General features: G+C 75.3%; 23 protein-coding genes. 11 read left to right on the forward strand and 12 right to left on the reverse strand.

The genetic code is table 11. The annotated features are described in order from the left end of the window. Positions 1-4 precede the first annotated feature (4 nt). From WJX68_RS09905 to WJX68_RS09925, 5 genes are all read right to left on the reverse strand, one after another. Positions 5-463, reverse strand: coding sequence for a Na(+)/H(+) antiporter subunit C (locus WJX68_RS09905; RefSeq protein ID WP_340288462.1), 459 nt, complete (start codon positions 461-463; stop codon positions 5-7). Continuing rightward, complete coding sequence (locus WJX68_RS09910) at positions 460-1,077, reverse strand: MnhB domain-containing protein (protein WP_340288465.1); 618 nt, start codon at positions 1,075-1,077, stop codon at positions 460-462. The genes WJX68_RS09905 and WJX68_RS09910 overlap by 4 nt, the downstream gene beginning before the upstream one ends. Continuing rightward, a complete protein-coding gene (mbhE, locus tag WJX68_RS09915) occupies positions 1,074-3,446 on the reverse strand; it encodes a hydrogen gas-evolving membrane-bound hydrogenase subunit E (RefSeq protein ID WP_340288468.1) in 2,373 nt (790 codons plus the stop codon). The genes WJX68_RS09910 and mbhE overlap by 4 nt, the downstream gene beginning before the upstream one ends. 172 nt (positions 3,447-3,618) lie before the next feature. Beyond that, complete coding sequence (locus tag WJX68_RS09920; protein WP_340288471.1) at positions 3,619-4,110, reverse strand: GNAT family N-acetyltransferase; 492 nt, start codon at positions 4,108-4,110, stop codon at positions 3,619-3,621. Positions 4,111-4,153: 43 nt separating this feature from the next. Further along, the gene (locus WJX68_RS09925) at positions 4,154-5,356 is read right to left on the reverse strand and encodes a cytochrome P450 (RefSeq protein WP_340288474.1); all 1,203 of its coding nucleotides are present in this window, start codon (positions 5,354-5,356) and stop codon (positions 4,154-4,156) included. 82 nt (positions 5,357-5,438) lie between these two features. Here WJX68_RS09925 and WJX68_RS09930 point away from each other — a divergent pair, with 82 nt between their 5' ends. Further along, entirely contained in the window at positions 5,439-6,368 is a 930-nt protein-coding gene (locus tag WJX68_RS09930; RefSeq protein ID WP_340288477.1) for a PGN_0703 family putative restriction endonuclease, read from the forward strand. 67 nt (positions 6,369-6,435) lie between these two features. On the opposite strand, the gene WJX68_RS09935 is transcribed toward WJX68_RS09930, so the two are convergent. Both WJX68_RS09935 and WJX68_RS09940 read right to left on the reverse strand, forming a co-directional pair. After that, positions 6,436-7,629: an MFS transporter gene (locus WJX68_RS09935; protein WP_340288479.1), complete on the reverse strand. Its 1,194-nt coding sequence runs from the start codon at positions 7,627-7,629 to the stop codon at positions 6,436-6,438. A gap of 75 nt (positions 7,630-7,704) precedes the next feature. Then, the gene (locus WJX68_RS09940; RefSeq protein ID WP_340288481.1) at positions 7,705-9,852 is read right to left on the reverse strand and encodes a malate synthase G; all 2,148 of its coding nucleotides are present in this window, start codon (positions 9,850-9,852) and stop codon (positions 7,705-7,707) included. Between the two features lie 172 nt (positions 9,853-10,024). Between WJX68_RS09940 and WJX68_RS09945 the strand changes: the two genes are divergently transcribed. The 3 genes from WJX68_RS09945 to WJX68_RS09955 are packed head-to-tail and all read left to right on the forward strand — an operon-like array spanning position 10,025 to position 14,067. Next, positions 10,025-11,479 (forward strand): FAD-linked oxidase C-terminal domain-containing protein, encoded by a 1,455-nt coding sequence (locus WJX68_RS09945; protein WP_340288483.1) that lies wholly within the window; start codon positions 10,025-10,027, stop codon positions 11,477-11,479. Positions 11,480-11,489: 10 nt separating this feature from the next. Continuing rightward, entirely contained in the window at positions 11,490-12,656 is a 1,167-nt protein-coding gene (locus WJX68_RS09950; protein ID WP_340288486.1) for an FAD-binding oxidoreductase, read from the forward strand. 7 nt (positions 12,657-12,663) lie between these two features. Then, positions 12,664-14,067, forward strand: coding sequence for a (Fe-S)-binding protein (locus WJX68_RS09955; protein WP_422785684.1), 1,404 nt, complete (start codon positions 12,664-12,666; stop codon positions 14,065-14,067). 17 nt (positions 14,068-14,084) lie between these two features. On the opposite strand, the gene WJX68_RS09960 is transcribed toward WJX68_RS09955, so the two are convergent. Continuing rightward, entirely contained in the window at positions 14,085-14,471 is a 387-nt protein-coding gene (locus WJX68_RS09960; RefSeq protein WP_340288489.1) for a hypothetical protein, read from the reverse strand. A gap of 311 nt (positions 14,472-14,782) precedes the next feature. On the opposite strand from WJX68_RS09960, the gene WJX68_RS09965 reads away from it, so the two are divergent. Then, positions 14,783-15,007 (forward strand): hypothetical protein, encoded by a 225-nt coding sequence (locus tag WJX68_RS09965; protein ID WP_340288492.1) that lies wholly within the window; start codon positions 14,783-14,785, stop codon positions 15,005-15,007. 66 nt (positions 15,008-15,073) lie between these two features. Here WJX68_RS09965 and WJX68_RS09970 read toward each other — a convergent pair whose 3' ends face one another. Both WJX68_RS09970 and WJX68_RS09975 read right to left on the reverse strand, forming a co-directional pair. Beyond that, positions 15,074-16,849 carry an L-lactate permease gene (locus WJX68_RS09970; RefSeq protein ID WP_340288495.1) on the reverse strand — a complete coding sequence of 592 codons (1,776 nt, stop codon included), beginning with the start codon at positions 16,847-16,849 and terminating at the stop codon, positions 15,074-15,076. A 105-nt stretch (positions 16,850-16,954) separates the two neighbouring features. Continuing rightward, positions 16,955-17,941: a thiamine-phosphate kinase gene (locus tag WJX68_RS09975; RefSeq protein WP_340288592.1), complete on the reverse strand. Its 987-nt coding sequence runs from the start codon at positions 17,939-17,941 to the stop codon at positions 16,955-16,957. Positions 17,942-18,041: 100 nt separating this feature from the next. Between WJX68_RS09975 and WJX68_RS09980 the strand changes: the two genes are divergently transcribed. Both WJX68_RS09980 and WJX68_RS09985 read left to right on the forward strand, forming a co-directional pair. Beyond that, complete coding sequence (locus WJX68_RS09980) at positions 18,042-18,278, forward strand: Lrp/AsnC family transcriptional regulator (RefSeq protein ID WP_340288498.1); 237 nt, start codon at positions 18,042-18,044, stop codon at positions 18,276-18,278. A gap of 13 nt (positions 18,279-18,291) precedes the next feature. Then, positions 18,292-18,828: a DUF3515 domain-containing protein gene (locus WJX68_RS09985; protein ID WP_340288501.1), complete on the forward strand. Its 537-nt coding sequence runs from the start codon at positions 18,292-18,294 to the stop codon at positions 18,826-18,828. Positions 18,829-18,850: 22 nt separating this feature from the next. On the opposite strand, the gene WJX68_RS09990 is transcribed toward WJX68_RS09985, so the two are convergent. After that, the gene (locus tag WJX68_RS09990) at positions 18,851-19,921 is read right to left on the reverse strand and encodes a D-alanine--D-alanine ligase family protein (protein ID WP_340288504.1); all 1,071 of its coding nucleotides are present in this window, start codon (positions 19,919-19,921) and stop codon (positions 18,851-18,853) included. Between the two features lie 52 nt (positions 19,922-19,973). After that, a complete protein-coding gene (gene pdxR / locus WJX68_RS09995; RefSeq protein ID WP_340288506.1) occupies positions 19,974-21,323 on the reverse strand; it encodes a MocR-like pyridoxine biosynthesis transcription factor PdxR in 1,350 nt (449 codons plus the stop codon). 67 nt (positions 21,324-21,390) lie between these two features. Here pdxR and WJX68_RS10000 point away from each other — a divergent pair, with 67 nt between their 5' ends. The 4 genes from WJX68_RS10000 to WJX68_RS10015 all read left to right on the forward strand — a co-directional run bounded on the left by WJX68_RS10000 (position 21,391) and on the right by WJX68_RS10015 (position 25,111). After that, positions 21,391-22,044: a pyridoxamine 5'-phosphate oxidase family protein gene (locus WJX68_RS10000; protein ID WP_340288509.1), complete on the forward strand. Its 654-nt coding sequence runs from the start codon at positions 21,391-21,393 to the stop codon at positions 22,042-22,044. 219 nt (positions 22,045-22,263) lie between these two features. Further along, on the forward strand, positions 22,264-23,244 hold the full coding sequence (locus tag WJX68_RS10005) for a mechanosensitive ion channel family protein (protein ID WP_422785687.1): 981 nt from the start codon (positions 22,264-22,266) through the stop codon (positions 23,242-23,244). A gap of 22 nt (positions 23,245-23,266) precedes the next feature. Then, complete coding sequence (locus WJX68_RS10010; RefSeq protein WP_340288515.1) at positions 23,267-23,650, forward strand: globin; 384 nt, start codon at positions 23,267-23,269, stop codon at positions 23,648-23,650. 186 nt (positions 23,651-23,836) lie between these two features. After that, a complete protein-coding gene (locus WJX68_RS10015) occupies positions 23,837-25,111 on the forward strand; it encodes a coiled-coil domain-containing protein (protein WP_340288518.1) in 1,275 nt (424 codons plus the stop codon). The last annotated feature ends 26 nt before the right edge of the window (positions 25,112-25,137 follow it).

The following is a 25,137-nucleotide window of genomic DNA, read 5'->3' on the forward strand; positions in this document are numbered from 1 at the left end:
GGGGTCACCGGCGGCCCTCCTCGAGCTCGTGGGAGTCGGCGGTGTCCTCGGGGCCGGCCTCGGTCTCGTCCGCGGTGCCCTCCTCCATCGCGCCCTTGGGCTTGAGCCGGTCGGCGATGCGGCGGTCCTCCACGTCGTCCTGCACCTCGTCGTGACCGACGAGCACCCAGGACCGGTAGCCCAGGGCCAGCAGCAGGGTGGTCAGCGCGAACGTGATGACGATGGCCGTGAGCGCGAGCGCCTGCGGCAGCGGGTCGGTGATCTGCTCGGGCAGCACCGCGTCGAGGATCGGGGCCCGCCCGGGCGGGCCGCCGGAGACCTGCAGCAGCAGGTTCGCGCCGTGACCGAGGACCACGATGCCGATCAGGATCCGCATCAGGGACCGCTGCATCAGCAGGTAGAACCCGACGGAGTACAGCACCGCGAGCACGATCGCCATGGTCAGGTTGATGGTGGTGTTCACCGGGCGCCCCCCGGTCCGGCGACGTCCTCGCCGGCCTCGCGGGCGTCGCGGGCGATGCCCGAGCCCAGCGAGCGCAGCAGGTCCAGGACCACGCCGATGATGAGCAGGTAGACGCCGACGTCGAGCAGCAGGCTGCTCACGACGTCCAGGTGGCCGAACGGCCCGAAGGTGATCGTCCACTTCACCGAGGACAGCACCGGCTCGCCGAACACGGCCGGGGCCAGCGCGGTGAGCACGGCGATGATCAGGCCGGTGCCGACGACGACGGGCGGGCGGATCCGGAACCGCGAGCCGAGGTTGTCGTCGCCCCCCGCGATGTGGCGCAGGACGAACGCGAGCCCGGCGACCAGCCCGCCGGAGAAGCCGCCGCCCGGGCCGTAGTGGCCCTCCAGCAGCAGGAACACCGAGAAGACGAGCACGACCGGGAACAGCAGCCGCGCCGCGGCCTCCAGCACCAGGGTGCGCTCGCGGGCGTCGGGGCAGGCGCCGGGCAGCATCCAGCGCCCGCTGGGCTGGTCCATCCGGGCCCAGGCCGCGGCCTCCTCGGCGCGGGCGTCGTCGCTCCCGCCGCCGGTCGGCCGGGTGCCGCCGGGGGCCTGTTCCGAGGTCGTCATCCGAGCACCTCCTCCTCGTGCTGCGGGGAGCCCGAGCCGCTGGACACGACCGTGCCGCCCTTCCGCTTGTCGTAGCGCGTGGCGAGCACCAGGCTCGCGGTGCCGGCGGCGCAGATCAGCAGCACGGTGATCTCGCCGACGGTGTCGAGCGCCCGGAAGTCGACGAGGATCGCGCTGATCAGGTTGGTCGCGCCCGCCTCGGGGGCGCCGGCGATGAACGGCCCGGTGGTGGCGGGCGGCAGCGTGCGGGCGCCGGAGAGCACGACGGCCGTCCCGGCGACGAGCACGCCCCCGACCGCGGCGACCGCGGCCTTGGGCGCCCGCACCCGCCGCTCGGTGTCGGGCTCGTCGAAGTGGGCGGGCAGCCGGCGCAGGACGAACACGAACGCCACCAGGGTGAGCGTCTCGACCAGGAACTGGGCCAGCGCCAGGTCGGGGGCGCCGTCGATGACGAACAGCCCGCCGATGCCGTAGCCGACCGCGCCGACCAGCAGCACCGCGGTGAAGCGGCGGTGGGCCAGGCACAGCGCGATCGCGGCGACGACCACCATCAGCCCCACCGGGACCTGCATGATCGAGTGGTACGGCAGCTGGTCGGTCGGGACCGTGCCGGTCAGCGCCAGCACCGGGCCGGGCAGCGCGATCAGGGTCGCGAGGATGCAGCCGAGGTAGACCGGCAGCGACCCGATCTGCAGCCGTCCGGTGACGGTGATCGCCGTCCGCTCCAGCCCGGTCACGACGGCCTCGTACCCGCGCTGGGCCGACAGGTGCCCGACCGGGGCGTGCCCGGTCAGCGCGCGGCCCCAGTGGTGCAGGGCGAGACCGCCGGCCAGCGCGACCGCGGTGAACAGCAGCGGCAGCCCGGGCTCGTGCCACAGCGCCAGCTCGTAGCGGGCGGCGTAGGCGTCGCCCGCGGGCGGCAGCGGCGCGGCGTAGGACGCGGCGATCTCCTGCACCAGCGGCGCGGCGATCCCGGCCGCGATGCCGGTGAGCGCGCACAGCCAGGCGGGGCCGGACAGCCCCAGCGGCACCGGGTCGCCGCCGGTGGGGTGCAGCCCCTTGGTGGAGAACGCACCCCACAGGAACCGGGCGGTGTAGGCGACGGTCAGCAGCGAGCCCGCGACCAGCCCGGTCGCGGTGACCCAGCCCCGCACGCCGCCCTCCAGCACGAACGCCTCGAACGCGGCCTCCTTGCCGACGAACCCGAGCATCGGGGGCAGCCCGGCCATCGACAGCCCGGCGAGCGTCGCGACCACCGCGAGCCCGCGCCGGCGGCGCCCCAGCCCGCACAGCTCGCGCAGGTCGCGGGTGCCGCAGGCCTTGTCGATCGCGCCGACGACCATGAACAGCGGCGCCTTGAACAGCCCGTGCGCCAGCAGCATCGCGATGCCCGCGAGCGCGGCGACCCGGGTCCCGGCCCCGAAGAGCACCATCAGGAAGCCCAGCTGGGAGACCGTGCCGAAGGCGAGCAGGCGCTTCAGGTCGGTCTGGCGCATCGCGCGCCAGCCCCCGACCACCATCGTCGCCAGGCCCAGCACCATCACCGGTACCCACCAGACCGGCTGCGCGGCGAACGCGGGCCCGAGCCGCGCGACGAGCACGACCCCGGCCTTCACCATCGACGCGGCGTGCAGGTACGCCGAGATCGGCGTGGGTGCGGCCATCGCGTACGGCAGCCACGGGTGGAACGGCAGCTGCGCGGACTTGGTCAGCGCGCCGAGCAGGATCAGCACCAGCGCGACGCCCAGGGCCACCGGCCGGTCCGGGGCGAGCGTCCCGGCGGTCGCGGCGGCGGTGAGCTCGGGGATGGAGTAGGTGCCCGCGAGCTGCCCGAGCAGCACGATGCCCAGCAGCATCGCGAGCCCGCCGAACACCGTCACGACCAGCGCCTGCACCGCGGCGCGGCGGTTCTCGCGGTACTGCCCGCCCTGCCCGACCAGCAGGAACGACGTCAGCGACGTCAGCTCCCAGAACACGTAGAGGGTCAGCAGGTCGTCGGCCAGGACCAGGCCCAGCATCATCCCGGCGAACGCGACGAGCAGCGCCGCCGAGCGGGCCGCGTCGGTGGAGCGCGGCCCGAAGTACCAGGCCGCGTAGATCATGATCAGCGCCCCGACCCCGGAGACCAGCACGATCATCGCCAGCGCCAGGCCGTCCATCCGCAGGCTCAGCGACAGCCCGAGCTCCGGGGCCCAGGCGAGGTGGTCGGACAGCCCGGGGCCCAGGGCCACCGGTGCCTGCACGGCCGCCCACACCAGGGTCCCGGCGAGCAGCGCGGCGCCGGCCCCGAACGCGACCCGCCGGTGGTACCGGGCGAGCGCGGGCAGACACAGCGCCAGGACGAGATGTGCGGCCACGACGGCGAGCACCGGCACCTCCTGGAGTCGGGGGTCGTACGGACCAGCGGTTCCGCTCGCGTCACGGCCGGACCGGGGAGCGCCGGAGGGGACCGCCACACGCACGCCGGACAGGGACGCGGCGACGACGCCGCCGTCATCCTATCGGCGCAACCGGACGTTTCGCCCGTCGCCGTACCCGGGCTCACGCCGGGAGCGGTTTGGCGAAGCACCGCGAGCGGGGGTCGTCCCGGTAGGTGCCGAAGTTGCCCATCCGACGGTATCCGCTCGCCGTGTACAGCGCGATCGCCGCGGGCTGGCCGTCACCCGTCTCGAGGATGACGCGGCGCCGCCCGGCCGTGGCCGCGGAGCGCTCCAGCGCGGCGAGCAGGGCACGCGCGTGGCCGCGTCCGCGGGCGGCCGGGTCGACGTACATGCGCTTGAGCTCGGCGTCCCCGTCCCGGCGGGCGGGGTCGGCGGGGTCGGCGTCGACGGCCCGCCAGGCGCCGGTCGCGACGGGCACGCCGTCGTCGTAGCCGAGCAGGAACAGCCCGTTCGGGGCCCGGAACTCGGCCGGGGCGACGGGCGTGTCGTCGCCCTCGCCGCCGTAGACCTCGCTGTAGAAGTCGAGCAGCCGCGCCACCAGCGGCGTCACGTCCGGATGGTCGAGCCCGGTCACCCTCAGTTCGAACGGCACGGACGCAGTATCGGCGGGGCCGGCCGGGCACGCGCCCGGGTTCTCACCGCTCCCAGGTGACCGGCAGCGCGCGCAGGCCGCCGGTCAGCACGTCCGAGCGCAGCGCGAGCTCCGAGCGCGGCACCGCGGGGCGCAGCGACGGGAACCGGGCGGGCAGCGCCCGGAACACCTCGGTGAGCTCGACCCGGGCCAGGCTCGCGCCCACGCAGAAGTACGGCCCGTGCCCGAACGCGAGGTGGGCGGGCTTGCGGGCGGCGTCGAAGCCCTCCGGGTCGGGGAACCGGCGCGGGTCGCGGTTGGCGGCGCCGGGGGCGAGCAGGATCGCGTCGCCCGCCGGGATGTGGACGCCCGCCAGGTCGATGTCGGCGTGCGCGTAGCGCGGGATGCCGCCGTTGCCGCCGCCCGGGGCGGCCAGCCGCAGGACCTCCTCCACGGCGCCGGGGACGCGCTCGGGGTCCGCCGCGAGTGCCGCCCACTCCTCGGGCTGCCCGGTGAGCAGCACGGTGCCGACGTCGATCCGGCCGACCGTGGTCTCGTGCCCGGCGAACAGCAGCCCCGCGCCGAGGGCGGCGAGCCGGTCGCGCTGCCCGGAGTCGGCGCCGAGCGCGGCGAAGTCGGACAGCACGTCCTCCCCCGGGTCGCCGGCCTTGCGGTCGAGCAGCCGGCGGACGTAGGCGAACAGCGCACCTCCGGCGGCCTCGGCGCGGGGACGGTCGTGCAGCAGCGCCAGCTCCTCGGACCAGTGGCGGAACTCGTCGCGGTCCGCGTAGGGCACGCCGAGCAGCTCGCAGATCACCAGCAGCGGGACCGGGAAGGAGAACAGCTCGTGCAGGTCCGCACCCGGCCCGGCCCGGTCGACGGCGTCGAGCCGGGCGGACACGAGCTCGGCGACGTGCCCGGACAGCCGCCGCATCCGCCGTGCGGAGAACGCGGGCGCGAGCAGCTTGCGCATGAGGGCGTGCTGGGTGCGCTCGGTCTCCGGCGACTCCCCCGACGGCCCGCCGAAGATCATCGAGTCGGAGATGCGCGCGGCGCGCTCCGGATCGGGGTGGCTGCGCCCGAGGCGGTCGTCGGCGAACAGGGCGCGGGCCTCGTCGTAGCCGGTGACCAGCCAGGCGACGTCCCCGGCGGGGGTGCGGACCGGGGTGATCGGGGTGCTCTCGCGCAGCTGCTCGAACAGCGGCGGGAGCTCGAGCACGTCGGTGCGCGGGAACGGGAGCCGGGGCAGGTCGTCCGTGGTGGTCACGGGTCCGACGGTACGAGCGCCCGCGGCGTCGCGCGTCCATCCGCGGGTGGAGCCACCGGGGTGGAGCGGCCATCATGCCCCCGTGGACGTCCACCATCACCCGACGGTCTCCTCGGACGACGCGGCGCGCCGTCGTCATCGACGGCTGCAGGGCGAGTGGCGCGCGTCTGTCCTGGGGCTCCCGCCCGGCGACGGCGGCCGGCCCCCACGGCCGGTCGACAGCATGCTGCCCGCGCACCACGACGGGACGACGCCGGAACGCGAGGGATGGAACCTCATGTCCGACGCGGCCCGGGCCTACACCCGCGCACGGGTCGCCGCCGTGCGCGCCGCGCACGGCACGATCGGCGACGACCGGCTGTGGCGGAACCTGCTGTCGAGCCAGCCGCTGGCGTTCAGCATCGCGGGCGAGCTGCGGGCCCGCCCGGCCGACGCCGTCGACGTCCTCGGCGACCTCGGTGGTCTCACACCGGTGGGGTTCGGTGCACTCGGCGATGCCGACGACGTGTACCGGCTCGACGGGCTGCAGGCCGAGTGGGCACCTGCCCCGGCCGAGGCCCTGGGCGACCGCTCCGCCGCTGATCTCGCGGCCGCGCTCGTCCTGGCCGACGGCCGTTCCTGCCTGATCACCGTCGAGGTCAAGTACACCGAGCCGTTCTCACCGGGACCGATCGCCGGCGATCCGCGCTACGCCGGAGCGCTGACGGCACTCGGGCTGACAGACGACGACGCGGTCGCGCTGGCTCCCTCCGGCGGGACGCAGTTCCTCCGCTCGGTACTGCTGACCGACGCCGTACGCCGCAGGCACGGGATCGACGAGGTGTTGGCCGTGGTCCTCGGCCGGAGCGACGACGCCACCGCCCGCGACGTCGTGGCGAGGGTCGGACAGGCGGTGCCGGACGTCCCGACCGCGTACTGGTCGCACGAGGACTTCCTGACCGTCTGTGGCGCCCGGCCTGCGCTGACCGAATGGGCCGATCGGATGCACCGGCGCTACGTCGGGACGCTCTGAGCCTCCGCCGTCGGCGCCCGGAACCCCGTCCTCCGCCGGTCACGACGCGGGCCCTCCCGGGCGGCGCTCAGCAGACCGGCGCCTGCTCGGCCGATGGCGCGGGAACTGCCCGCGCAACCCGGCGCGCACCGACCCACACCAGGGCCAGGCACAGCACCTCCACCCCCGCGACGACGGCGAGCAGCACCGGGTACCCCGCGGCGCCGGTCAGCGCCGCGAGCACCACCGGCAGCACGAACCCGACGTAGGTGAGCGAGTAGAAGACCGCGGTCAGCCCGGCCAGCTGCTCCGGCGCCGCGATGCGCTGCACCTCCTGCAGCCCGGAGAGCAGCACGAACCCGTAGCCCGCCCCGAGCAGGGCGGCCGCCCCGAACGCGACGGGGATGCTGCTCGCGCCCGCGCCCAGTGCGGCGACCACCGTCCCCGCGACGACGAAGCCGAGCCCGATCCGGGTGGCGGCCAGCGGCGAGCGGGCGTCGACCACGCGCGCCGCGGACTGGGCGAGGAAGCCGCAGCCGAGGGTGGCGGCGGTCAGCAGGGTGGCGACGAGCAGCCCGTAGCCGCCCACGGCGTCGCCCAGCGCGGCCGGCTGCACCGCGAACGACAGGGCCGCGGCGCCGAACACCCACGGCGCGGCCGGCAGCACCAGCCACACGAACCGGGGGTGCGCCGCCGCCGGCACCCGCAGGTCGCGCAGCCAGGACCCCGACCGGCCGGGGGTCACCCTCTCCGGGGCGGCGCGCAGCCACCAGGTGACCGGCACCATCAGCACGATGTGCACCAGGTAGGGCAGCTCCATCGGCCACGGCGCGAACTGGGCGAGCAGCCCGCCGACCAGCGGGCCCAGCCCGAACCCGGCGGTGAGCGCGAGCGCGGCGCGCCGGGCGCCCTGCCCCGGACCGGAGAGCTCCTTCACCCAGGTCGTCGCCACCGCCATCGCGACGCCGACGCACAGGCCGAACAGCAGCCGTCCGGCGTGGAGCAGGGGCTCGGCGACGGCGCCGAGCGCGAGGACCGCGCTGGCCGGGACCGCCGCGGCCGTCGCGGGCAGCAGGACCCGGCGGCGCCCCCAGCGGTCCGACGCGGGCCCGCCGACGAGCAGGCCCGGGACGAGGCCGAGCACGTAGACGCCGAAGAACGCGGCGACCACGGTCGCGGAGTAGTGCCCCTGCTCGCGGTACATGACCATCAGCGGGCTGAACTGGTTGGCGCCGTAGCCGACGCCGAACAGCACGGCCGCCGGTCGCATCCACGGCTTCACGATCGTGTCCTCCTCGGGACGCGACGACGCCCCCGGGACCGGGTCCCGGGGGCGTCGTCGTCGACGGGTGTCGGTTCAGGCGTTCGTCTTGGCCCGCTGACGCCACTGGGTCAGCGTGCGCTCGGTGTAGCCGTTCGGCTCGGTCGCACCGGAGAACACGAGCTCCAGCGCGGCCTGGAACGACTCGCTGCCGTCCAGGTCCTTCGCCATGGCCGGGTAGCCGTCCTCGCCGGCGTTCTGGTCGTCGACGACGGCGGCCATCCGGGCGAAGGTGTCACGCACCGTCTGCTCGTCGACGACGCCGTGGGCCAGCCAGTTCGCGACGAGCTGGGCGGAGATCCGCAGGGTGGCGCGGTCCTCCATCAGGCCGACGCCGTCGAGGTCCGGGACGGTCGAGCAGCCGATGCCCATGCCGACCCAGCGCACCACGTAGCCGAGGATCGACTGGGCGTTGGTCTCCAGCTCGTGGGTCACGTCGTCGGCCGACAGCGACGCGGTCTCGGTGACCGGGACCTCCAGCAGGGCGCGGCGGTCGGCGGTGGCGCGCTGCGCGATCTCGTCCTGCACCGCGTGCACGTCGACGCGCAGGTAGTGCAGCGCGTGCAGGGTCGCCGCGGTGGGCGAGGGCACCCAGGCGCAGTTCGCGCCGGCCTTCGGGTGCCCGATCTTCTGCTCGATCATCTCGGCCATCGCGGCGGGCTTGGCCCACATGCCCTTGCCGACCTGCGCGGTGTGCGCGAACCCGGCGCCGAGCGCGACGTCGACGTTGCGGTCCTCGTAGGTCTTGAGCCAGGTGGTCGACTTCATGTCGCCCTTGCGCAGCACCGGGCCCGCGGCGAAGCAGGTGTGGATCTCGTCGCCGGTCCGGTCGAGGAACCCGGTGTTGACGAAGATGACCCGGTTCGCCGCCTCGGCGATGCAGGCGGCGAGGTTGACGGTGGTCCGCTTCTCCTCGTCCATGATGCCGATCTTGAGGGTGTTCGGCTCCAGGCCGAGGGCCTCCTCGACCGCGCCGAACAGCTCGACGGTCAGCGCGACCTCCTCGGGGCCGTGCTGCTTGGGCTTGACGATGTAGACGCTGCCCGCGCGCGAGTTGGTGTGCGGACCCTTGCCCTGCAGGTCGTAGAGCCCGGCGACGGCCGAGACGAGCGCGTCCAGCACGCCCTCGGCGACCTCGGCGCCGTCGGCGGTGCGCACGGCGTTCGTGGTCATGTGGTGGCCGCAGTTGCGGATCAGCATGAGCGAGCGGCCGGGCAGGGTGAGGTCGGAGCCGTTGGGGGCGGTGTACTCGCGGTCGGGGTTGACCCGCCGGGTGACCGTCTTCCCGCCCTTGGTGAACTCCGAGGTCAGGTCGCCGCGCAGCAGGCCCAGCCAGGTGCGGTAGGCCAGCGCCTTGTCCTCGCCGTCGACGGTCGCGACCGAGTCCTCGAGGTCGACGATCGTGGTGACCGCGGACTCGAGCACGACGTCGGAGACGTCGGCGTGGTGCTGGGTCCCGACCCGGGTGGTCGGGTCGATCGTGATCTCCAGGTGCAGCCCGTTGCGGGTGAGCAGCACGGCGCCGCGGCCCTGGTCGTCGATCGCGCGGAAGCCGGCGAACCGGCCGGCGTCGGCGAGCCCGACGGTGCCGCTCGCGGTGTCGGCGACGAGCCCGTCGGCCGACGGGCGGTAGGCGGTGACGCCGGTGTGGCTGCCCTTGGCCAGCGGGAACAGCTCGTCGAGCAGCTCGTCGGCGGCGGTGATGACCTGCGCGCCGCGGCGCTCGTCGTAGCCCGCCTCGAGCTCGTGCTCCTGCGGCAGCGCGTCGGTGCCGTAGAAGGCGTCGAACAGCGAGCCCCAGCGCGCGTTGGCGGCGTTGAGGGCGTAGCGCGGGACGGTGGAGGGCACTACCAGCTGCGGCCCGGGGACCTCGGCGATCTCCGGGTCGACCCGGTCGACGGAGACGCTCGGGGACTTCTCGGGCAGCAGGTAGCCCAGGTCGGTGAGGAACTTCTCGTACTCCTCGACCGAGCCGGTGCCGTGCTCGCGGTGCCACTCGTCGATGCGCGCCTGGATCTCGTCGCGGCGCGCGAGCGCGTCGGCGATCTTCGGGGCGAAGCGCTCCTGGAGCCGCGCGAGGGTCGACCAGAACTCGTCCGCCGACACCTCGACGTCGGACAGCAGCTCGCCCTCGACGAAGGACTTCAGGTGCGGATCGACCTGCAGGCCGGCGGTGTCGGCCATCTGTGACCACCCTCTCCGTGTGGTTGTCGGACTGGCTGTATTTCTACCAGTGGATTATCTTTTCCGCATCCCGGAAGTGACACGGACCCCGTCGTGATCTCCGAACAGGCGTCGGGTTCCGGTGTCGGCTTACCCTTTCGTGAGCCCCGCCACGCAGCAAGGGAGTGCAGCGATGCCCCTGGACCGTCGGATCCACGACGAGTTCGTCGCCCTGCTGGGCGACGCGGACGTACTGAGCGACCCGGTACGCACCCGCACGTACGAGTGCGACGGCCTCACCGGCAACCGCGTCGTCCCCGAGCTGGTACTGCTGCCGCGCACCGCCTCCGACGTCGCCGGCTGCGTGCGGATCTGTGCGCGCCACCGGATCCCGTTCGTCGCCCGCGGCGCCGGGACCGGGCTGTCCGGGGGCGCTCTGCCCGTCGCGGACGGCGTCGTCATCGGGGTCAACCGGCTCAACCGGGTCCTGGAGGTCGACGCGGAGAACCGGCGCGCCGTGCTCGAGCCGGGCGTCACGAACCTGGAGATCACGGCCGCCGCGTCCCCGCACGGGCTCTACTACGCCCCGGACCCGTCGAGCCAGCAGGTGTGCACGATCGGCGGCAACGTCGCGGAGAACTCCGGCGGCGCGCACTGCCTGAAGTACGGCTTCACCACCAACCACGTGCTGTCGATGGAGGTCGTGCTCCCCGACGGCTCGGTCGTCACCCTCGGCTCGGACTCCATGGAGCAGTCCGGCCCGGACCTGCGCGGGGTGTTCCTCGGCTCGGAGGGCACGCTCGGGATCGTCACGAAGGTGACGGTGCGGCTGCTGCGCACCCCGGAGGTGATGCGCACGCTGCTCGCCGACTTCCCGTCGGTCGCCGCGGGCGGCCAGGTCGTGTCCGACATCGTCGCCGCCGGGATCGTGCCGGCCGCGGTCGAGATGATGGACGCGCTGGCCATCGAGGCCGCGGAGGGCGCCACCGGCGCCGGCTACTCCCTCGACACCCCGGCCGCGCTGGTCGTCGAGCTCGACGGGACCGTCGAGGAGTGCGACGAGCAGTTCGCGCTGGTCAAGGAGATCTGCGACCGGCACGGCTGCACCCGGCTGCACGTCGCGGGCTCCCCGGAGGAACGCGCGAACATCTGGCGGGGACGCAAGGCCGCCTTCGCCGCCGTCGGCCGGATCTCGCCGGACTACATCGTGCAGGACGGCGTGGTCCCCCGGACCCGCCTCGCCGAGATCCTCGGCCGCATCGACGAGATGGGCGCCGAGGCCGGGCTGCGCGTCGCGAACGTCTTCCACGCCGGCGACGGCAACCTGCACCCGCTGGTGCTGTTCTCCGCCGCCGAGGGCCAGACGGAGCGGGCCGAGCACCTGTCGTCGCAGATCGCCGAGCTGTGCGTGGAGATGGGCGGGTCGCTGTCCGGCGAGCACGGGATCGGGACCGACAAGGCCTGCTCCATGCCGACCATGTTCGGCGAGGACGACCTCGCGGTGATGGACCGGATCCGGGCGGGCTTCGACCCCGACCACGTCTGCAACCCGGGCAAGCTCCTGCCGACGCCGCGGCTGTGCGGGGAGAAGCCGGGCCGCTACCGCCCGCACCCGCTCGAAGAAGCCGGCCTGATCGAACGACTCTGAGAGGCCCCTCATGACCCGCGCTGCTCCCACCACGCTGCGCCCGACCTCCGCCAAGGAGGTCCGTGACGCCGTCCTCGACACCCCCGGCCGGCTCGCGATCGCCGGGGCCGGCACCGCCCGGCACTGGGCCGGGCGCCCGGGCGACGCCGACGCGACGCTCGACCTGTCCGGGCTGTCCGGGGTGATCCACCACAACCCCGGGGACATGACCGTCTCCGTGCACGCCGGGACCCCGGTCCGCGAGCTGCAGCAGATCCTGGCCGAGCACGGCCAGCGCCTCGCGTTCGACGCCGCCCGCGTCGCCCGCGGCGCCACGGTCGGCGGCCTGGTCGCCACCGCCGACGCCGGCCCCTCCGCCCTGGTCTGGGGCGGGCTGCGCGACCTGGTCATCGGCACCACCGCGGTGCTCGCCGACGGCACGATGGTCCGCTCCGGCGGGCACGTCATCAAGAACGTCGCGGGCTACGACATGGCCAAGCTCATGCACGGCTCCTACGGTCTGTTCGGCCCGCTCGTCGAGGTCGTGCTGCGGCTGCACCCGGTGCCGAAGGCGGTGGCCTGCGTCGCCGTCGACGGCCCGGTGGGCGAGGCGGCCGACCACGTGCTGGCGCTGATGGCCAGCCCGCTGGAGCCGATCGCCGTCGAGTGGGTCTCCGGCGACCCCGGACGCCTGCTGGTCCGCCTGGAGGGCGGCACCGAGACCCTGCCCGCGCGGGTCGGGCGCCTGTGCGAGCTGCTCGGCTCCGGCGCGCACGAGGCCGGCGAGGACGCCTGGGAGACCCACGCCGCGCTGACCGCCGGGCTCCCGGGCGGCGGCGGGGACGCGGCCGCGGGCGACCAGCCGGCCGCCGAGGGCGCCCCCGACGGCGCCGTGGTCCGGATCGGCTGCGCGCCGACCCGGCTGGCCCCGCTGCTCGCGCAGCTGCCGACCACCGCGGTCACCGCCGGTCTCGCGACCGGCGTCGCGACCGTCACGGTGCCCGGCGCCGCCGTCGCCGAGGTCCACGACGCGGTCGCCGCGGTCGGCGGCACCAGCGTGCTGCGCGACCGCCCCGAGGCCCTCGACGCCCCCGCGTGGGGCCCGGCACCGTCCGCCCTGACCCTGCTGAAGGCCGTCAGGGCCCGGCTCGACCCCGAGGCCCGGTTCGCCGCCGGCCGCTTCGACCCCTGGATGTGAGGCACGCGTGACCAGCACCGCTGACACCCCCGGCACCGCGGGCGGCGGGACCCCCGCCGGGTCCGCCGAGACCAAGATCCCGCAGCAGGGACCCAGCTCGTTCGACGCGGTCCACCCGCCCGAGCGCGAGCTGCTCGACGACTGCGTGCACTGCGGATTCTGCCTGCCGACCTGCCCCACCTACGTGCTGTGGGGCGAGGAGATGGACTCCCCGCGCGGCCGGATCCTGCTCATGGACCTGGCGGAGAAGGGCGACATCGCGCTCGACGGGCCCTTCACCGAGCACATGGACAACTGCCTGGGCTGCATGGCGTGCGTGACGGCGTGCCCGTCCGGGGTGCAGTACGACAAGCTCCTGGAGTCGGTCCGCCCGCAGATCGAGCGCAACGTCGAGCGGACCCGCTCCGACAAGCTGTTCCGCGATGCGATCTTCTCGCTGTTCCCCTACAAGCGGCGGCTGCGCGCCGCCGCGCTGCCCGGCGCGCTCTACCAGCAGCTGCGCAAGGTCCCCGCGATCCGTCGGCTCGCCGAGAAGCTGCCCGGACAGCTCGCCGCCATGGAGTCGCTGCTGCCCCCGGTGAGCGTGCGTGAGGCGTTCGCGACGCTGCCGGTGCACACGCCCGCCGTCGGCACCCGCCGGGCCCGGGTCGCGCTGCTCACCGGCTGCGTGCAGGACGTGTTCTTCCACCGGGTCAACGAGGCCACCGTGCGGGTGCTGGCCGCCGAGGGCTGCGACGTGCTCGTCCCCCGCGACCAGCAGTGCTGCGGCGCGCTGGAGGTGCACGCCGGGCGGTCGGAGTCCGCGCTGGAGCGGGCCCGGCGCACCATCGCCCGGTTCGAGACGCTCGACGTCGACGCGGTCGTCACCAACGTCGCGGGCTGCGGGTCCTCGATGAAGGACTACGGCCACATGCTCGCCGACGACCCGGAGTGGGCGGAGCGCGCGACGCGCTTCTCCGCGCGCTGCCGCGACGTCCACGAGGTGCTGGCCGACCTGTACTCCCGCGACGACGACGGCGGCCCCCGCGCCCCCCGCACCCCCGTGCAGGGCCGGGTCGCCTACCACGACGCCTGCCACCTCGGGCACGCCCAGGGCGTGCGCAGCCAGCCCCGCGAGGTGCTGCGGACGATCCCGGAGCTGGAGCTCGTCGACATCGCCGAGGCGTCGCTGTGCTGCGGCTCGGCGGGCATCTACAACATGGTCAAGCCGGACGCGGCCGAGGACCTGGGCGTGCGCAAGGCGGAGAAGATCCGGGCCGCGCAGCCCGACGTCGTGGTGACGGCGAACCCGGGCTGCCTGCTGCAGATCGGCAAGTACCTGCCCGCCGAGGGGTTCGCCGACATCCCGCTGCTGCACCCGGTGCAGCTGCTCGACGCCAGCATCCGGGGGGCGGCGGTCCCGCAGCGCTGACCCGGCCGGCGTCGTGCTCAGCGCCTGCGGCGCGGGCTCCCGGTGCGGTGGGACGCGCGGGAGCCGGTCGGGCGGTGGGTGCGGCGCCAGGCCGTCGGGCCGGTCAGCGTGCGCGGCCCCGTGGCCGCGGGGACGGTCCCCTCGGGGACGGTCCCCTCGGGGGCGGCCCCCTCGGGTGCGTCGGCCGCGGGCCCGGTGCCCGCGGGAGCGTCCGTCGTCCCCGCACGGGGCGCGTCGCGTCGCAGCGCCCGCACCTCGGCCCGCAGCGCGACGAGGTCCCACTTGCGGGCGGTGTGCTCGCGCTCCAGGCGCTCCAGCCGGCGGTGCGCCAGCACCAGCAGCACGCCCGCGGCGATCCAGCCCGCGAGAGCGGCCCACGCCACCAGCGCCACCAGCCCCGACACGCCCGCTCCGTCCGTCCCGATCACCCGTCCCGCACTCACGGTAGCGAGGACGGGCGGTCCCGACCGCCCCTCGGGTGAGCCACCGCACAGCGGTATCGGCCACCGGGGCCCGGTATCCTGGGCGGCGCAGGCACCGCCGCCCCGCGCTCCCCGTCCGGCCCGCGGTGCCCCCGGCCGGACACGGCACGCGCGGGCCCGCGCCCGTCCCCGACGGGCAGCACGGCGGCGCGCACCCCGCCCGGCACCGTGGGGAGGGCTCCCGGTGCCCGACGAACGGTAACGAGCCGGCCACGCGCAGCGATGGACCGGCCGTGGAGAGGACGCCCGTGCACCCCGAGAACAGCCCGTCCACCGGCTCGCGCCACTTCCCGCAGACCCTGGTCGCGATGGACCCGCCGACCCTGCCCGCGGCCGGGTCGACCCCGCCGCCCGCGGAGTTCCGGCAGTTCCCGACCCCACAGCGGTCGGTGCCGGGTCACCCCGGGCTGCGCGACCGCCTGCGCCGGTTCCTGCTGTTCTGGCGTCGCGGCTCCTGAACCTCCGGCGACGGCCCGGTCCCCGCAGCGGCGGGGCCGGGCCGTCGTCGTGTGCGGGGACCCCGGTCAGGCCGGCAGCCGGGTCGCCGCCCGCCGCAGGCCCACCACGATCGCGGCCAGCGTCAGCAGCACCAGGGTGAGCAGCACCGTGCCGGTGTTGAGCCCGACGCCGTGGATCAGCACGAACGCCAGCCCGCCCGAGAGCAGGCAGTAGTAGGTCATCGGGATGATCGTCATCCGGATCACGTCGCCCTCCCGGCCGAGCAGCCCCACCGTCGCCGACGCGGCGACGACGTTGTGCACGGTGATCATGTTCCCGGCGGCGCCGCCGACCGCCTGCGCCGCGACGACCGTCTCCGGGGTGGCGCCGATGTTCTCCGCGGTCGCGAACTGGAACAGCGCGAACGTCAGGTTGGACACCGTGTTCGACCCGGCGACGAACGCCCCCAGCGCGCCGATCCAGGGCGCCAGGACCGGCCAGGCGGGCCCGGCGACGGCGGCGGCCCCCTCGGCCAGCGTCAGCGGCATCGACGCCAGCCCGGTCGTGTTCAGCTCGGCGCCGGAGTTGATCAGGATGCGGACCAGCGGCAGCGCGAACAGCAGCGCGACCGCGGCACCGGCGAGCTGGCGTCCCGACACGGCCCACGACGTCGCGACCTGGCGGCCGTTCATCCGGTGCAGGCCGTAGGTGACCAGGCAGACCAGCAGGAACACCGCGCCCGGCGAGTAGAGCGGCTGCAGCGTCTCGTCGATACCGGTCCCGAGGATGTCCGCGGGGCCGACGGTGATGCCCGACAGCGCGTCCTTCACCGGCGCGACGGTGCGGGTCAGCACCAGCACCGCGGCGACGAGCACGTAGGGCGACCAGGCCAGCCAGGTGCTCATCCGGGCGCCGGTGACACCGACGTCGCCGCCCGCGGCGAGGGTGCCGGTCCAGCGGTCGAGCCACCGCTCGCGCGGCGGGAAGTCCCACACCGTGCGCGGCATGAGGAAGCCCCGGCTGGAGGTGAACATCACCAGCGCCAGCCCCACGAGCCCGCCGAGCAGCGACGGGAACTCCGGGCCGAGCAGCGCGGCGACGAGCACGTAGGGCACGGTCATCGCGAACGCGGCGTAGAGCGCGAACGGGGCGACGGCCAGGCCCTCGGCGAAGCTGCGGTTCTCGCCGAAGAAGCGGGTCAGCAGGCACACCAGGAACAGCGGGACGAGCGTCCCGGCGACCGCGTGCAGCGCCGCGACCTCGAACCCGATCGCGGACAGGTAGCCGGTCGCGTCCAGGCCGAGCGCGGCCGAGCGCGCGTCGACCTCGGCGGAGCCGGACAGGCCCTGCCCGATGCCGGTGAGCACGGGCGTCCCGGCGGCACCGAAGCTGACCGGCGTCGACTGGATGACCATGCCGACCAGCACCGCGGCCAGCGCCGGGAAGCCCAGCGCGAGCAGCAGCGGCGCGACGACGGCGGCCGGGGTGCCGAACCCCGACGCACCCTCGATGAACGACCCGAACAGCCAGCCGATGATGATCGCCTGGACCCGCCGGTCCGGGCTGATGCCGGTGAACCCCGCGCGGATGGTCGCGAGCGCGCCGCTCTGGGTGAGCGTCTGCAGCAGCAGCAGCGCGCCGAAGATGATGTACAGCAGCCCGACCGCGATGATCAGGCCCTCGATCGTCGACGCGACGATCGCGGTGGTGCCCATCCCCCAGACCAGCGACCCGATCAGGGCCGCCGCGACGAAGCCCAGCGGCATCGCGTACTTCGCGGGCCAGCGCAGCCCGACCAGCAGGACCGCGACGACGAGGATGGGGGTGAGTGCGAGCAGGCTGAGTACGCCCAGGTTGTCCACGGTGACACCCCTCCGGTGCGGGGCGAATCGCACTGTATGCCCGAATCGCCCGATCGTGAGGGCACGATGTCACCCGTCCCGGCCCGGCACAAGCACGAAGTGGAATCAATATTTCGCGAAGTGGACCCAGCCGCCGTCGCCGTCGTAGGGGCGGCCGTCGACGGTGACCGCCGGCCCGGCCGCGTCAGGCGCCTCCACCGCACCCACCTCGGTCCAGCCCTCGGGCAGCACCGCGGCCTGCGGGAACGTGGCGGCCAGCGCATGGTCCTCCCCGCCGGTCAGCACCCAGCGCAGCGGGTCCAGGCCGAGCGCCGAGGCGATCTCGGCCAGCCGCGACGGCACCGTGAACGCGCGTGACCGCAGCCGCAGCGCCACCCCGGAGGCCCGGGCCACGTGCCCGAGGTCGGCCAGCAGGCCGTCGGAGACGTCGATCATGGCGGTGGCACCGGCCGCGGCGGCCTGCGGACCGGCCGCGTAGGGCGGCTGCGGGACGCGGTGCGCGTCGACCAGCGCGGCCGGTGAGCGGAAGCCCCGCCCGAGCACCGCCAGCCCGCCCGCGGACCAGCCCAGGCGCCCGCACACCGCCACCCGGTCCCCCGGCCGCGCCCCGGATCGCAGGACCGCCTCGCGGCCCTGCAGCGACCCCAGCGCCGTCACCGACACGACGATCACCGGCCCGGACGTGAGGTCGCCGCCCACCAGCCCGGCGCCGACCGAGCGGGCCTCGGCCCACAGCCCGTCGGCGAGCTGCTCCAGCTGCGCCGCCGGCGTCGAGGACGGGCAGGCGAGCCCCACGAGCAGCGACGTCGGCACCGCGCCCATCGCGGCGACGTCGGCCAGGTTGGCCGCGGCGGCCTTGCGGCCCACCTGCTCCGGGCTCGACCAGTCGAGCCGGAAGTGCACGCCCTCGACGAGCACGTCGGTGCACGCGACGACCCGTCCGTCGGCCGCGGCGACGACCGCGGAGTCGTCGCCCGGGCCGAGCAGGGTCGTGTCCGGCTGGACACGGTCGGTGGTCACGCGGTCGATCAGACGGAACTCACCGACCTCCCTGAGTGAGACGCCGGTCTCGGAACCGCCCTCGGGCGTGATCGCGGATGGGGACACGGGGGCTGCCTCCGGTAGGTTCTGCGTCCGACATTCCTGCCGCCAACCATCCGGCAGGGCGGCACGTACCGGAAAGGGGCACGCCGTGGTGCAGGCATACATCCTCGTCCAGACCGAGGTCGGCAAGGCCGCCTCGGTCGCCTCCGAGATCGGGGGCCTGCCGGGAGTCGTCTCGGCCGAGGACGTCACCGGCCCGTACGACGTGATCGTGCGCGCCGAGGCGGACGACGTCGACGAGCTCGGCCGGCTGGTCGTGGCCCGGGTGCAGAGTGTCAACGGGATCACCCGGACGCTCACCTGCCCCGTGGTCAAGCTGAGCTGAGACGGAGCGCGCAGTGGCAGGGGCACGCGTGTCGCCGCCGGTCGTGGTGGCCCTCGCGCTGCCCCTGCTGCTCGCCGTGGTCGTCGCCGGGATCGCGATCTGGGCCCGGCTGACGACGGGGCCCGACACCGGCCCCCTGGAGCTGTCCGGGCCGGCCGGACCGCAGGCGTCCTCGGCGGCGTGCGCGGCCGTGCTCGGGGCGCTCCCGGCCGGGATCCCCGGTGACACCGGGGACCTCGCGCCGCGCGAGATCGCACCGCCGGTCCCCGGGGCGCGTGCCTGGGTCGCCGAGCCCGAGCCGGTCGTGCTGCGCTGCGGCACCGGCCGGCCCGCCGAGCTGGGACCGTCCTCGCCGCTGATCGTCGTCAACGGCGTCAGCTGGCTCCCGCTGGCCACCCCGCCGGGCGCGCTGGCCACCACCTACGCGGTGGTCGACCGGGGCGTCTACCTGGAGCTGTCCGCGCCGGCCGAGACCGGGCCGGGGCCGCTGCAGGCGGTGTCCGACGCCGTCGTCGCGACCCTGCCGGCCCGCCCGGTGCAGGTGCGCTGAGACCCGGCGCCCGACCTCGGCCTCAGCGCAGCCCGGTCCCGCGGGCCAGCGCCGTGTCGACCATGGTGCTGAGCAGCTCGGCGTAGTCCAGGCCGGTGACGGCCCACATCTTCGGGAACGCCGAGCTGGGCGTGAAGCCGGGCATCGTGTTGACCTCGTTGACGGTGACGTGCCCGTCGTCGGTCACGAAGAAGTCCACCCGGGCCAGGCCCTGCACGTCCAGCGCGCGGAACGCGGTGATCGCCTTCCAGCGCAGCGACTCGGTGATCTCGTCGTCGAGCTTGGCCGGGATCTGCAGCTCGGAGGTGTCGAGGTACTTGGACTCGAAGTCGTAGAACTCGCCGTGGTAGTTGAGCTCGGCGGGCAGGCTCGCCCGGACGCTGCCGTCGGGGAACTCCAGCACCGCGCACTCGATCTCGCGGCCGGGCACGGCCGCCTCGACCAGCACCTTCGGGTCGTGCCGGCGGGCCTCGGCGATCGCGGCGTCGAGCGCGGCGGGGTCGGTGACCCGGGTGACGCCCATCGACGAGCCCGCACGGGCCGGCTTGACGAACAGCGGCAGCCCGAGGCGGTCGCGGTCGGCGAAGCCGATGTCGGTGCCGGGGCGCAGCACGACGCCGTCGGCGACCTCGAGGCCCTCGGCGCGCAGCAGCTTCTTGGCGAACTCCTTGTCCATCCCGACCGCGGACGCGAGCACGCCCGCACCGACGTAGGGCAGACCGGCCATCTCGAGCAGGCCCTGGATCGTGCCGTCCTCGCCGAACGCGCCGTGCAGGATCGGGAAGACGACGTCGACCTGCGCGAGCGCCTCCCGGGTGTCGAGGCGGACCAGGCCGCGGCCGGGCTCGCCGGGCAGCACCAGCGACTCCGCGGAGCCGTCGACCTCGGGCAGGTCGCGGCCGGAGATCGCGAGCCGCGCCGGGTCGGACGGCCCGGTGACCCAGGCGCCGTCCGGGGTGATCCCGACCGGTACGGCCTCGAACCGCTGCGGGTCCAGGTGGGTCAGCACACTGCCCGCGGACACGCACGAGATCGCGTGCTCGGAACTGCGGCCACCGAAGACGACGGCGACCCTCACCCGGTCGGCACTCATGGGGCCCGAGGGTAGGCGGCGGGTCCGGCGCCCCGCGCAGCCGGTCGGAGGATCAGCCGGTGAGCGCCGCCAGCGCGGCGGCCTGATCCGCCCGCGTGCCCGCCGCGTAGCCGACGACCAGGCCGGACACCCGCGGGGCGCCGGCGTGGTAGCGGGCGAGACCGGACACCGCGACGCCGCGGGCCCGGGCCGCGGCGACGGCGGCCGCCTCCCCCGCGGGCGGGAACAGCACCAGGTGGGCCCCCGCCGGGTCGCCCCGGGCCGCCCAGCCCGCGTCGCGCGCCGCCTCCAGGACGGTGTCGCGGCGGGCCCGCAGCTCGCGGCGCAGCCGGCGCAGGTGCCGCGACAGGTCGCCGTGCGCGGCGAGCGCGGCGAACACCCGCTGCCCCGCCGGGGACGGCCGGGTGCCGGTGCGCGAGCGCAGGTCCCGCCACGCGTCGCGGACGGCGGGCGGGGCGACCGCCCAGCCGACGCCCAGCGTCGGACTGACGATCTTGCTGGCCGTGCCGAGGTGGACGACGTGGTCCGGGGCCAGCGCGGCCAGCAGCGGCAGCGGGGCGACGTCGTAGCGGAGCTCGCCGTCGTAGTCGTCCTCGATCACCAGCAGGTCCTCGGCGCGGGCCCGCTCGACCAGCGCGACCCGGCGGGCCGCCGACATCCGCACCGCGGTCGGGAACTGGTGCGCCGGCGTGGTGTAGACGGCCGCGCAGCCGGCCGGTACGGCGTCGACGACCAGGCCGTCGCCGTCGACGGGCACCGGCACGATGTCCAGCCCGGCGGCCCGCAGCGCGCTCACCGCACGCGGGTAGCCGGGCTCCTCGACGGCGACGGCCGCGCCCGCCGGGAGCAGCCGCGCCAGCTCGGCGACCGCGGCCGAGGTGCCCGCGGTGCTCAGCACCGCACCGGCGGGCGGGGTGAGCCCGCGGTGGCGCAGCAGGTGCCCGGTGACGGCCTCGTGGAACGGCGCCAGCCCGTCGGGGCGGGGCCGGTCGTCCGGGTCGGGGTCGGCGGCGGCGCGCCAGGCCCGCCGCCACATCGCGCGGTCCAGCGCCGCGACGCACGGCCGCCCGGGGTCGAGCACCGACGGCTCCGGTTCCGGCCCGGCGACGCCCGCGGCGGACGCGGCCGGCCGGGCGGCCCGCGGGCCGGGGACGGCCGTGACGTAGGTCCCCGCGCCCACCCGCCCGGCGACCCAGCCCTCGGCGAGCAGCTGGTCGTAGGCCGCGGCGGTCACGGTGCGGCTGACGCCCAGCGCCGTCGCCAGCCCCCGGGTGGACGGCAACCGGTCCCCCGGGCGCAGCGCACCACCGGCGGCCGCGCCGCGCAGCGCGTCGGCGAGCTGCACCGCCAGCGGGAGCGTGCCGTCGCGGTCGAGCAGCAGCGGCAGCGCCTCGATCTCCACAATGGCCCTCCCGGATCGCGAGGCATTGGCCGTTCCAGGATGCCACCGTGCGGGCGAGCATCGAGCCGTGACGCTCTCCCCCACCCGCCGCAGCACCCTGGGCCGCAAGCGCGACCGCGCCGCCACCGACCGGGCCGCCCTGCACGCGGTCCTCGACGAGGGCCTGGTCGCCCACGTCGCGTTCGTCCGCGACGGCGCACCGGTCGTCCTCCCGACCGGCTACGGCCGCGACGGCGACACCCTGTACCTGCACGGCTCGACCGGCGCCCGCTGGCTGGCCGGTGCGGACCTGCCCTGCTGCGTGACCGTCACCCACCTCGACGGGATCGTGCACGCCCGCGCGCTCATGCACTTCTCGATGAACTACCGCAGCGCCGTCGTCCACGGGACGGCACGCCGGGTGACCGGTGACGCGGAACGGCTGCACGCGCTGCGGGTGATCGTCGAGCACCTCGCGCCCGGCGCCTGGGACCACGCCCGGACCCCGGACCGGCGCGAGCTGGCCGCGACCGCGGTGCTGGCACTGGACCTGACCGAGGCGAGCGTGAAGAGCCGCTCCGGCCCACCGTCGGACGACGACGCCGACGTCGCCGCGGACCTCGCCTGGGCGGGCGTGGTGCCGCTGCGGACCGTCGCGGGCACCCCCGAACCGGCTCCCGACCTGCAGGGACACCGCGAGGTCCCGGCGCACGTGCGCGACGTCCGTCACACGGGCGGGTGACGTAGGCTCGGGGGCCGCCCCCGCCGGGGCTCCGCCGGCCCCGACGGCGCCGGTGACACGGCCGCGGCATCGGCGCCGCGGGCCCGGGCACCGTCCCGCGGACCCGGCCGTGCCGCCGCGCGGCCGCACCCGCCGGCGCCCCGGCGACGCAGCCCTCACCGCCCCCGAGGAGGACTCGTGACCCCCCGTGTGCTGCCCGACGTCCCGCTGCAGGACGCGATGCTGATGCCGGACTGCGTGCAGGACGCCGGCTCCTGGTGCGCGACGCTCTACCGCTGGACCAGCAACGACTTCCTGGCCCAGCACGCCGACACGCTGGTCGACAAGACCGTCGCGATCACGGTCATCGTCGTGGTCGCGGTGCTGTTCCGCTGGCTGGCGCACCGGTCGATCGGGCGGATGGTCGAGGGCGCCACCAACGGCCGGTTCACCGCGCTGGTCGGGCGCGCCCGGCGGCTGCGCCGCGCCGACGCCGCGGCCCCCCTGCTGCCCGACGCCGGGTCGCAGCGCCGCGCGCAGCGGGCCCGCACCATCGGCTCGGTGCTGCGCTCGATCGTCTCCGCGGTCGTGCTGCTCGTCGCCGTGATGATGGTGATGAACGAGCTCGGCTACCCGCTGGGCCCGCTGCTCGCCGGGGCCGGCGTACTCGGTCTCGCGATCGGTTTCGGCGCGCAGAACCTGGTGCGCGACTTCCTGTCGGGCATGTTCATGCTGCTCGAGGACCAGTACGGCGTCGGTGACGTCGTCGACGTCGGCGAGGCGGTCGGCACCGTCGAGGCGGTCGGCCTGCGCATCACCACGATCCGCGACATCAAGGGCACCGTCTGGTACGTCCGCAACGGCGAGATCCTGCGGGTCGGCAACATGAGCCAGGGGTACGCCGTGGCCGTGGTCGACCTGCCGGTCGCGCACAGCGCCGACGTCGAGGAGGCCACCGAGCTCGCCGGCAGCACGGCGACCGAGCGTGCCGCCCAGGACGACATCGCCGGCGACGTGCTGGAGGCGCCCGAGGTGCTCGGCGTCGACAAGATCGGACCGGAGGGCGTCACCCTGCGGATCACCGTGCGGGTCAGCCCGGGCCGGCAGTGGGCCGTGCAGCGCGCGCTCAACGGTGCCATCACCGACGCCTTCGACGACCACGGCATCCCGCGGCCGATGGTGTTCCCGGGCCCGGCCCTCGACGGGCAGCGGCAGGCCTGACCGTTCCTGCGAGACTGGTCGCGTGAGTGCACCGCAGAACTTCTACGCCGAGGTGGGCGGCGCTCCGGTCTTCCACCGGATCGTCCACCGGTTCTACGAGGAGGTCGCGCGCGACGAGGTGCTGCGGCCGCTGTACCCCGAGGAGGACCTCGGCCCCGCCGAGGACCGGCTGCGCATGTTCCTCGAGCAGTACTGGGGCGGCCCCCGCACCTACTCCGACCAGCGCGGCCACCCGCGGCTGCGGATGCGGCACGTCCCCTTCCGGATCGGGCCGATCGAGCGCGACGCCTGGCTGCGCTGCATGCGGGTCGCGGTCGACGAGGAGCCGCTCTCGCCCGCGCACCGCGAGCAGCTCTGGAACTACCTGCAGTACGCCGCGGCGAGCATGCAGAACGCCGAGTTCTGACCCGAGTAGGGCCCGAAACACCCAGAGTGACCAGCCAGGCGTCCGTCCGGCGGCCATTCGAGTGGCGTTCGGGCCCATTCCGGGTGTGATCGCCGCTGAACGTGACCGAACGCGTCCGGGCTCGTTGAACGGGACGCCGCCCCGGCACGTCGGGCGGCTCGTCGTCACCCGTCCTGGGGGTTCATCGTGAGCGTCTCTCCCTCGCCGTCCGGTCCGCATCGGCCCGAGCCGGTCAACGGCTCGTCCCGGCACTCCCAGCAGGGCGGGGCCGACCACGACCGTCACGACGGCGGGGACGGCTCGTGGTTCACCGTCGTGCTGCGCGGCTACGACCGCGGGGAGGTCGACGACCGGCTGGCCGAGCTGGACCACCGCATCCACGACGAGATCCGCCGGGCCGAGTCCGCGGAGTACTCGCTGTCCGCGGCCCGCGCGCAGATCCGCCAGCTGCAGGAGCAGCTGGAGTCCTCGTCGCAGCGGGGGCACGACGACGCCGGCTTCGGGCGGCGCGTGGAGCGTGTCCTGCAGGCCGCCGAGGAGGAGGCCGCCGAGCTGCGCGAGCGCGCCGCCGACGAGGCGCGCGACGTCGTCGACCGGGCCCACCGCGACGCCGAGGACCGCCGCACGCGCACCGAGGAGGCCCTGCTCGGGCGGGCCGCGACGCTGGACCGCGAGTTCACCTCGCGCAGCACCGCCCTCGACGAGCGCGAGCAGGAGGCCGACCGCCGCGAGCGCGACCTCGGCGAGCGCGAGCGGACGCTCGCCGAGCGCCTGTCCGGGGCCCGCGAGGAGTCCGAGCGGATCCTCGCCGGCGCCCGCACCGACGCCGACGAGGTCCTCGCCTCCGCCCGCGCCGAGGCCGCGACGACCCTGCGCGACGCCGAGCGCGGCGCCGGGGACCGCCGGGAGGCGGTCGTGCGCGACGTCGAGCGGCTCGCCGCGCTGCGCGACGAGGTCCGCGACGAGCTGACCCGCGTCCAGCGCACGCTCGCGGCCGAGCTCGACCGCGAGCCGGTCTCGGCCGCCCTGGACGACGCCCTGTTCGGCCCCGCGGCCGGCGTCGCGTCGCTGCCGGAGCCGGGACCGCGCTCCGGGTCGTTCCCGCCCGTCACCGGCTCGCTCACCGCCCTGGCCCCGGGCGGCGACACGGGCGGGTCCGGCCTCCGGTCCGCCACCGTGGACGAGGACACCGCGGACGACACCTCCGACGAGGACGGCGACGACACCGGGACCGGTGCGCTCCTGCTCGGACCGGGCCGCCGCACGGTCGGCGAGGACCCGGACAGCACCACCGTCGGTCGCATCCCCCCGATCTCGCTCACCTCGATCGGGGTCCTCCCGTTCGGTGATCTCGGTGCGGGCCGTGACCAGGCCCGGACCAGGACGGATGCCGCAGGTGGGACGACCCGGACCGGGCGGGGACCGACCCGGGGTCCGGGCCCCGGGCGACGCTCGCGATAATCGAATCGTTATGTGCACCCGACCGT

The sequence above is a fragment of the Pseudonocardia spirodelae genome (genome assembly GCF_037727765.1).
Classification (GTDB): Bacteria; Actinomycetota; Actinomycetes; order Mycobacteriales; family Pseudonocardiaceae; genus Pseudonocardia; species Pseudonocardia spirodelae.

Bases quoted from the DNA above. Each gene is read 5' to 3' on its own strand.
- WJX68_RS09990 (WP_340288504.1), bottom strand. From the start codon at position 19,921: ATGAGTGCCGACCGGGTGAGGGTCGCCGTCGTCTTCGGTGGCCGCAGT.
- WJX68_RS10005 (WP_422785687.1), top strand. From the start codon at position 22,264: ATGCTGATGCCGGACTGCGTGCAGGACGCCGGCTCCTGGTGCGCGACG.
- WJX68_RS09950 (WP_340288486.1), top strand. From the start codon at position 11,490: ATGACCCGCGCTGCTCCCACCACGCTGCGCCCGACCTCCGCCAAGGAG.
- WJX68_RS09910 (WP_340288465.1), bottom strand. From the start codon at position 1,077: ATGACGACCTCGGAACAGGCCCCCGGCGGCACCCGGCCGACCGGCGGC.
- WJX68_RS09945 (WP_340288483.1), top strand. From the start codon at position 10,025: ATGCCCCTGGACCGTCGGATCCACGACGAGTTCGTCGCCCTGCTGGGC.
- WJX68_RS09940 (WP_340288481.1), bottom strand. From the start codon at position 9,852: ATGGCCGACACCGCCGGCCTGCAGGTCGATCCGCACCTGAAGTCCTTC.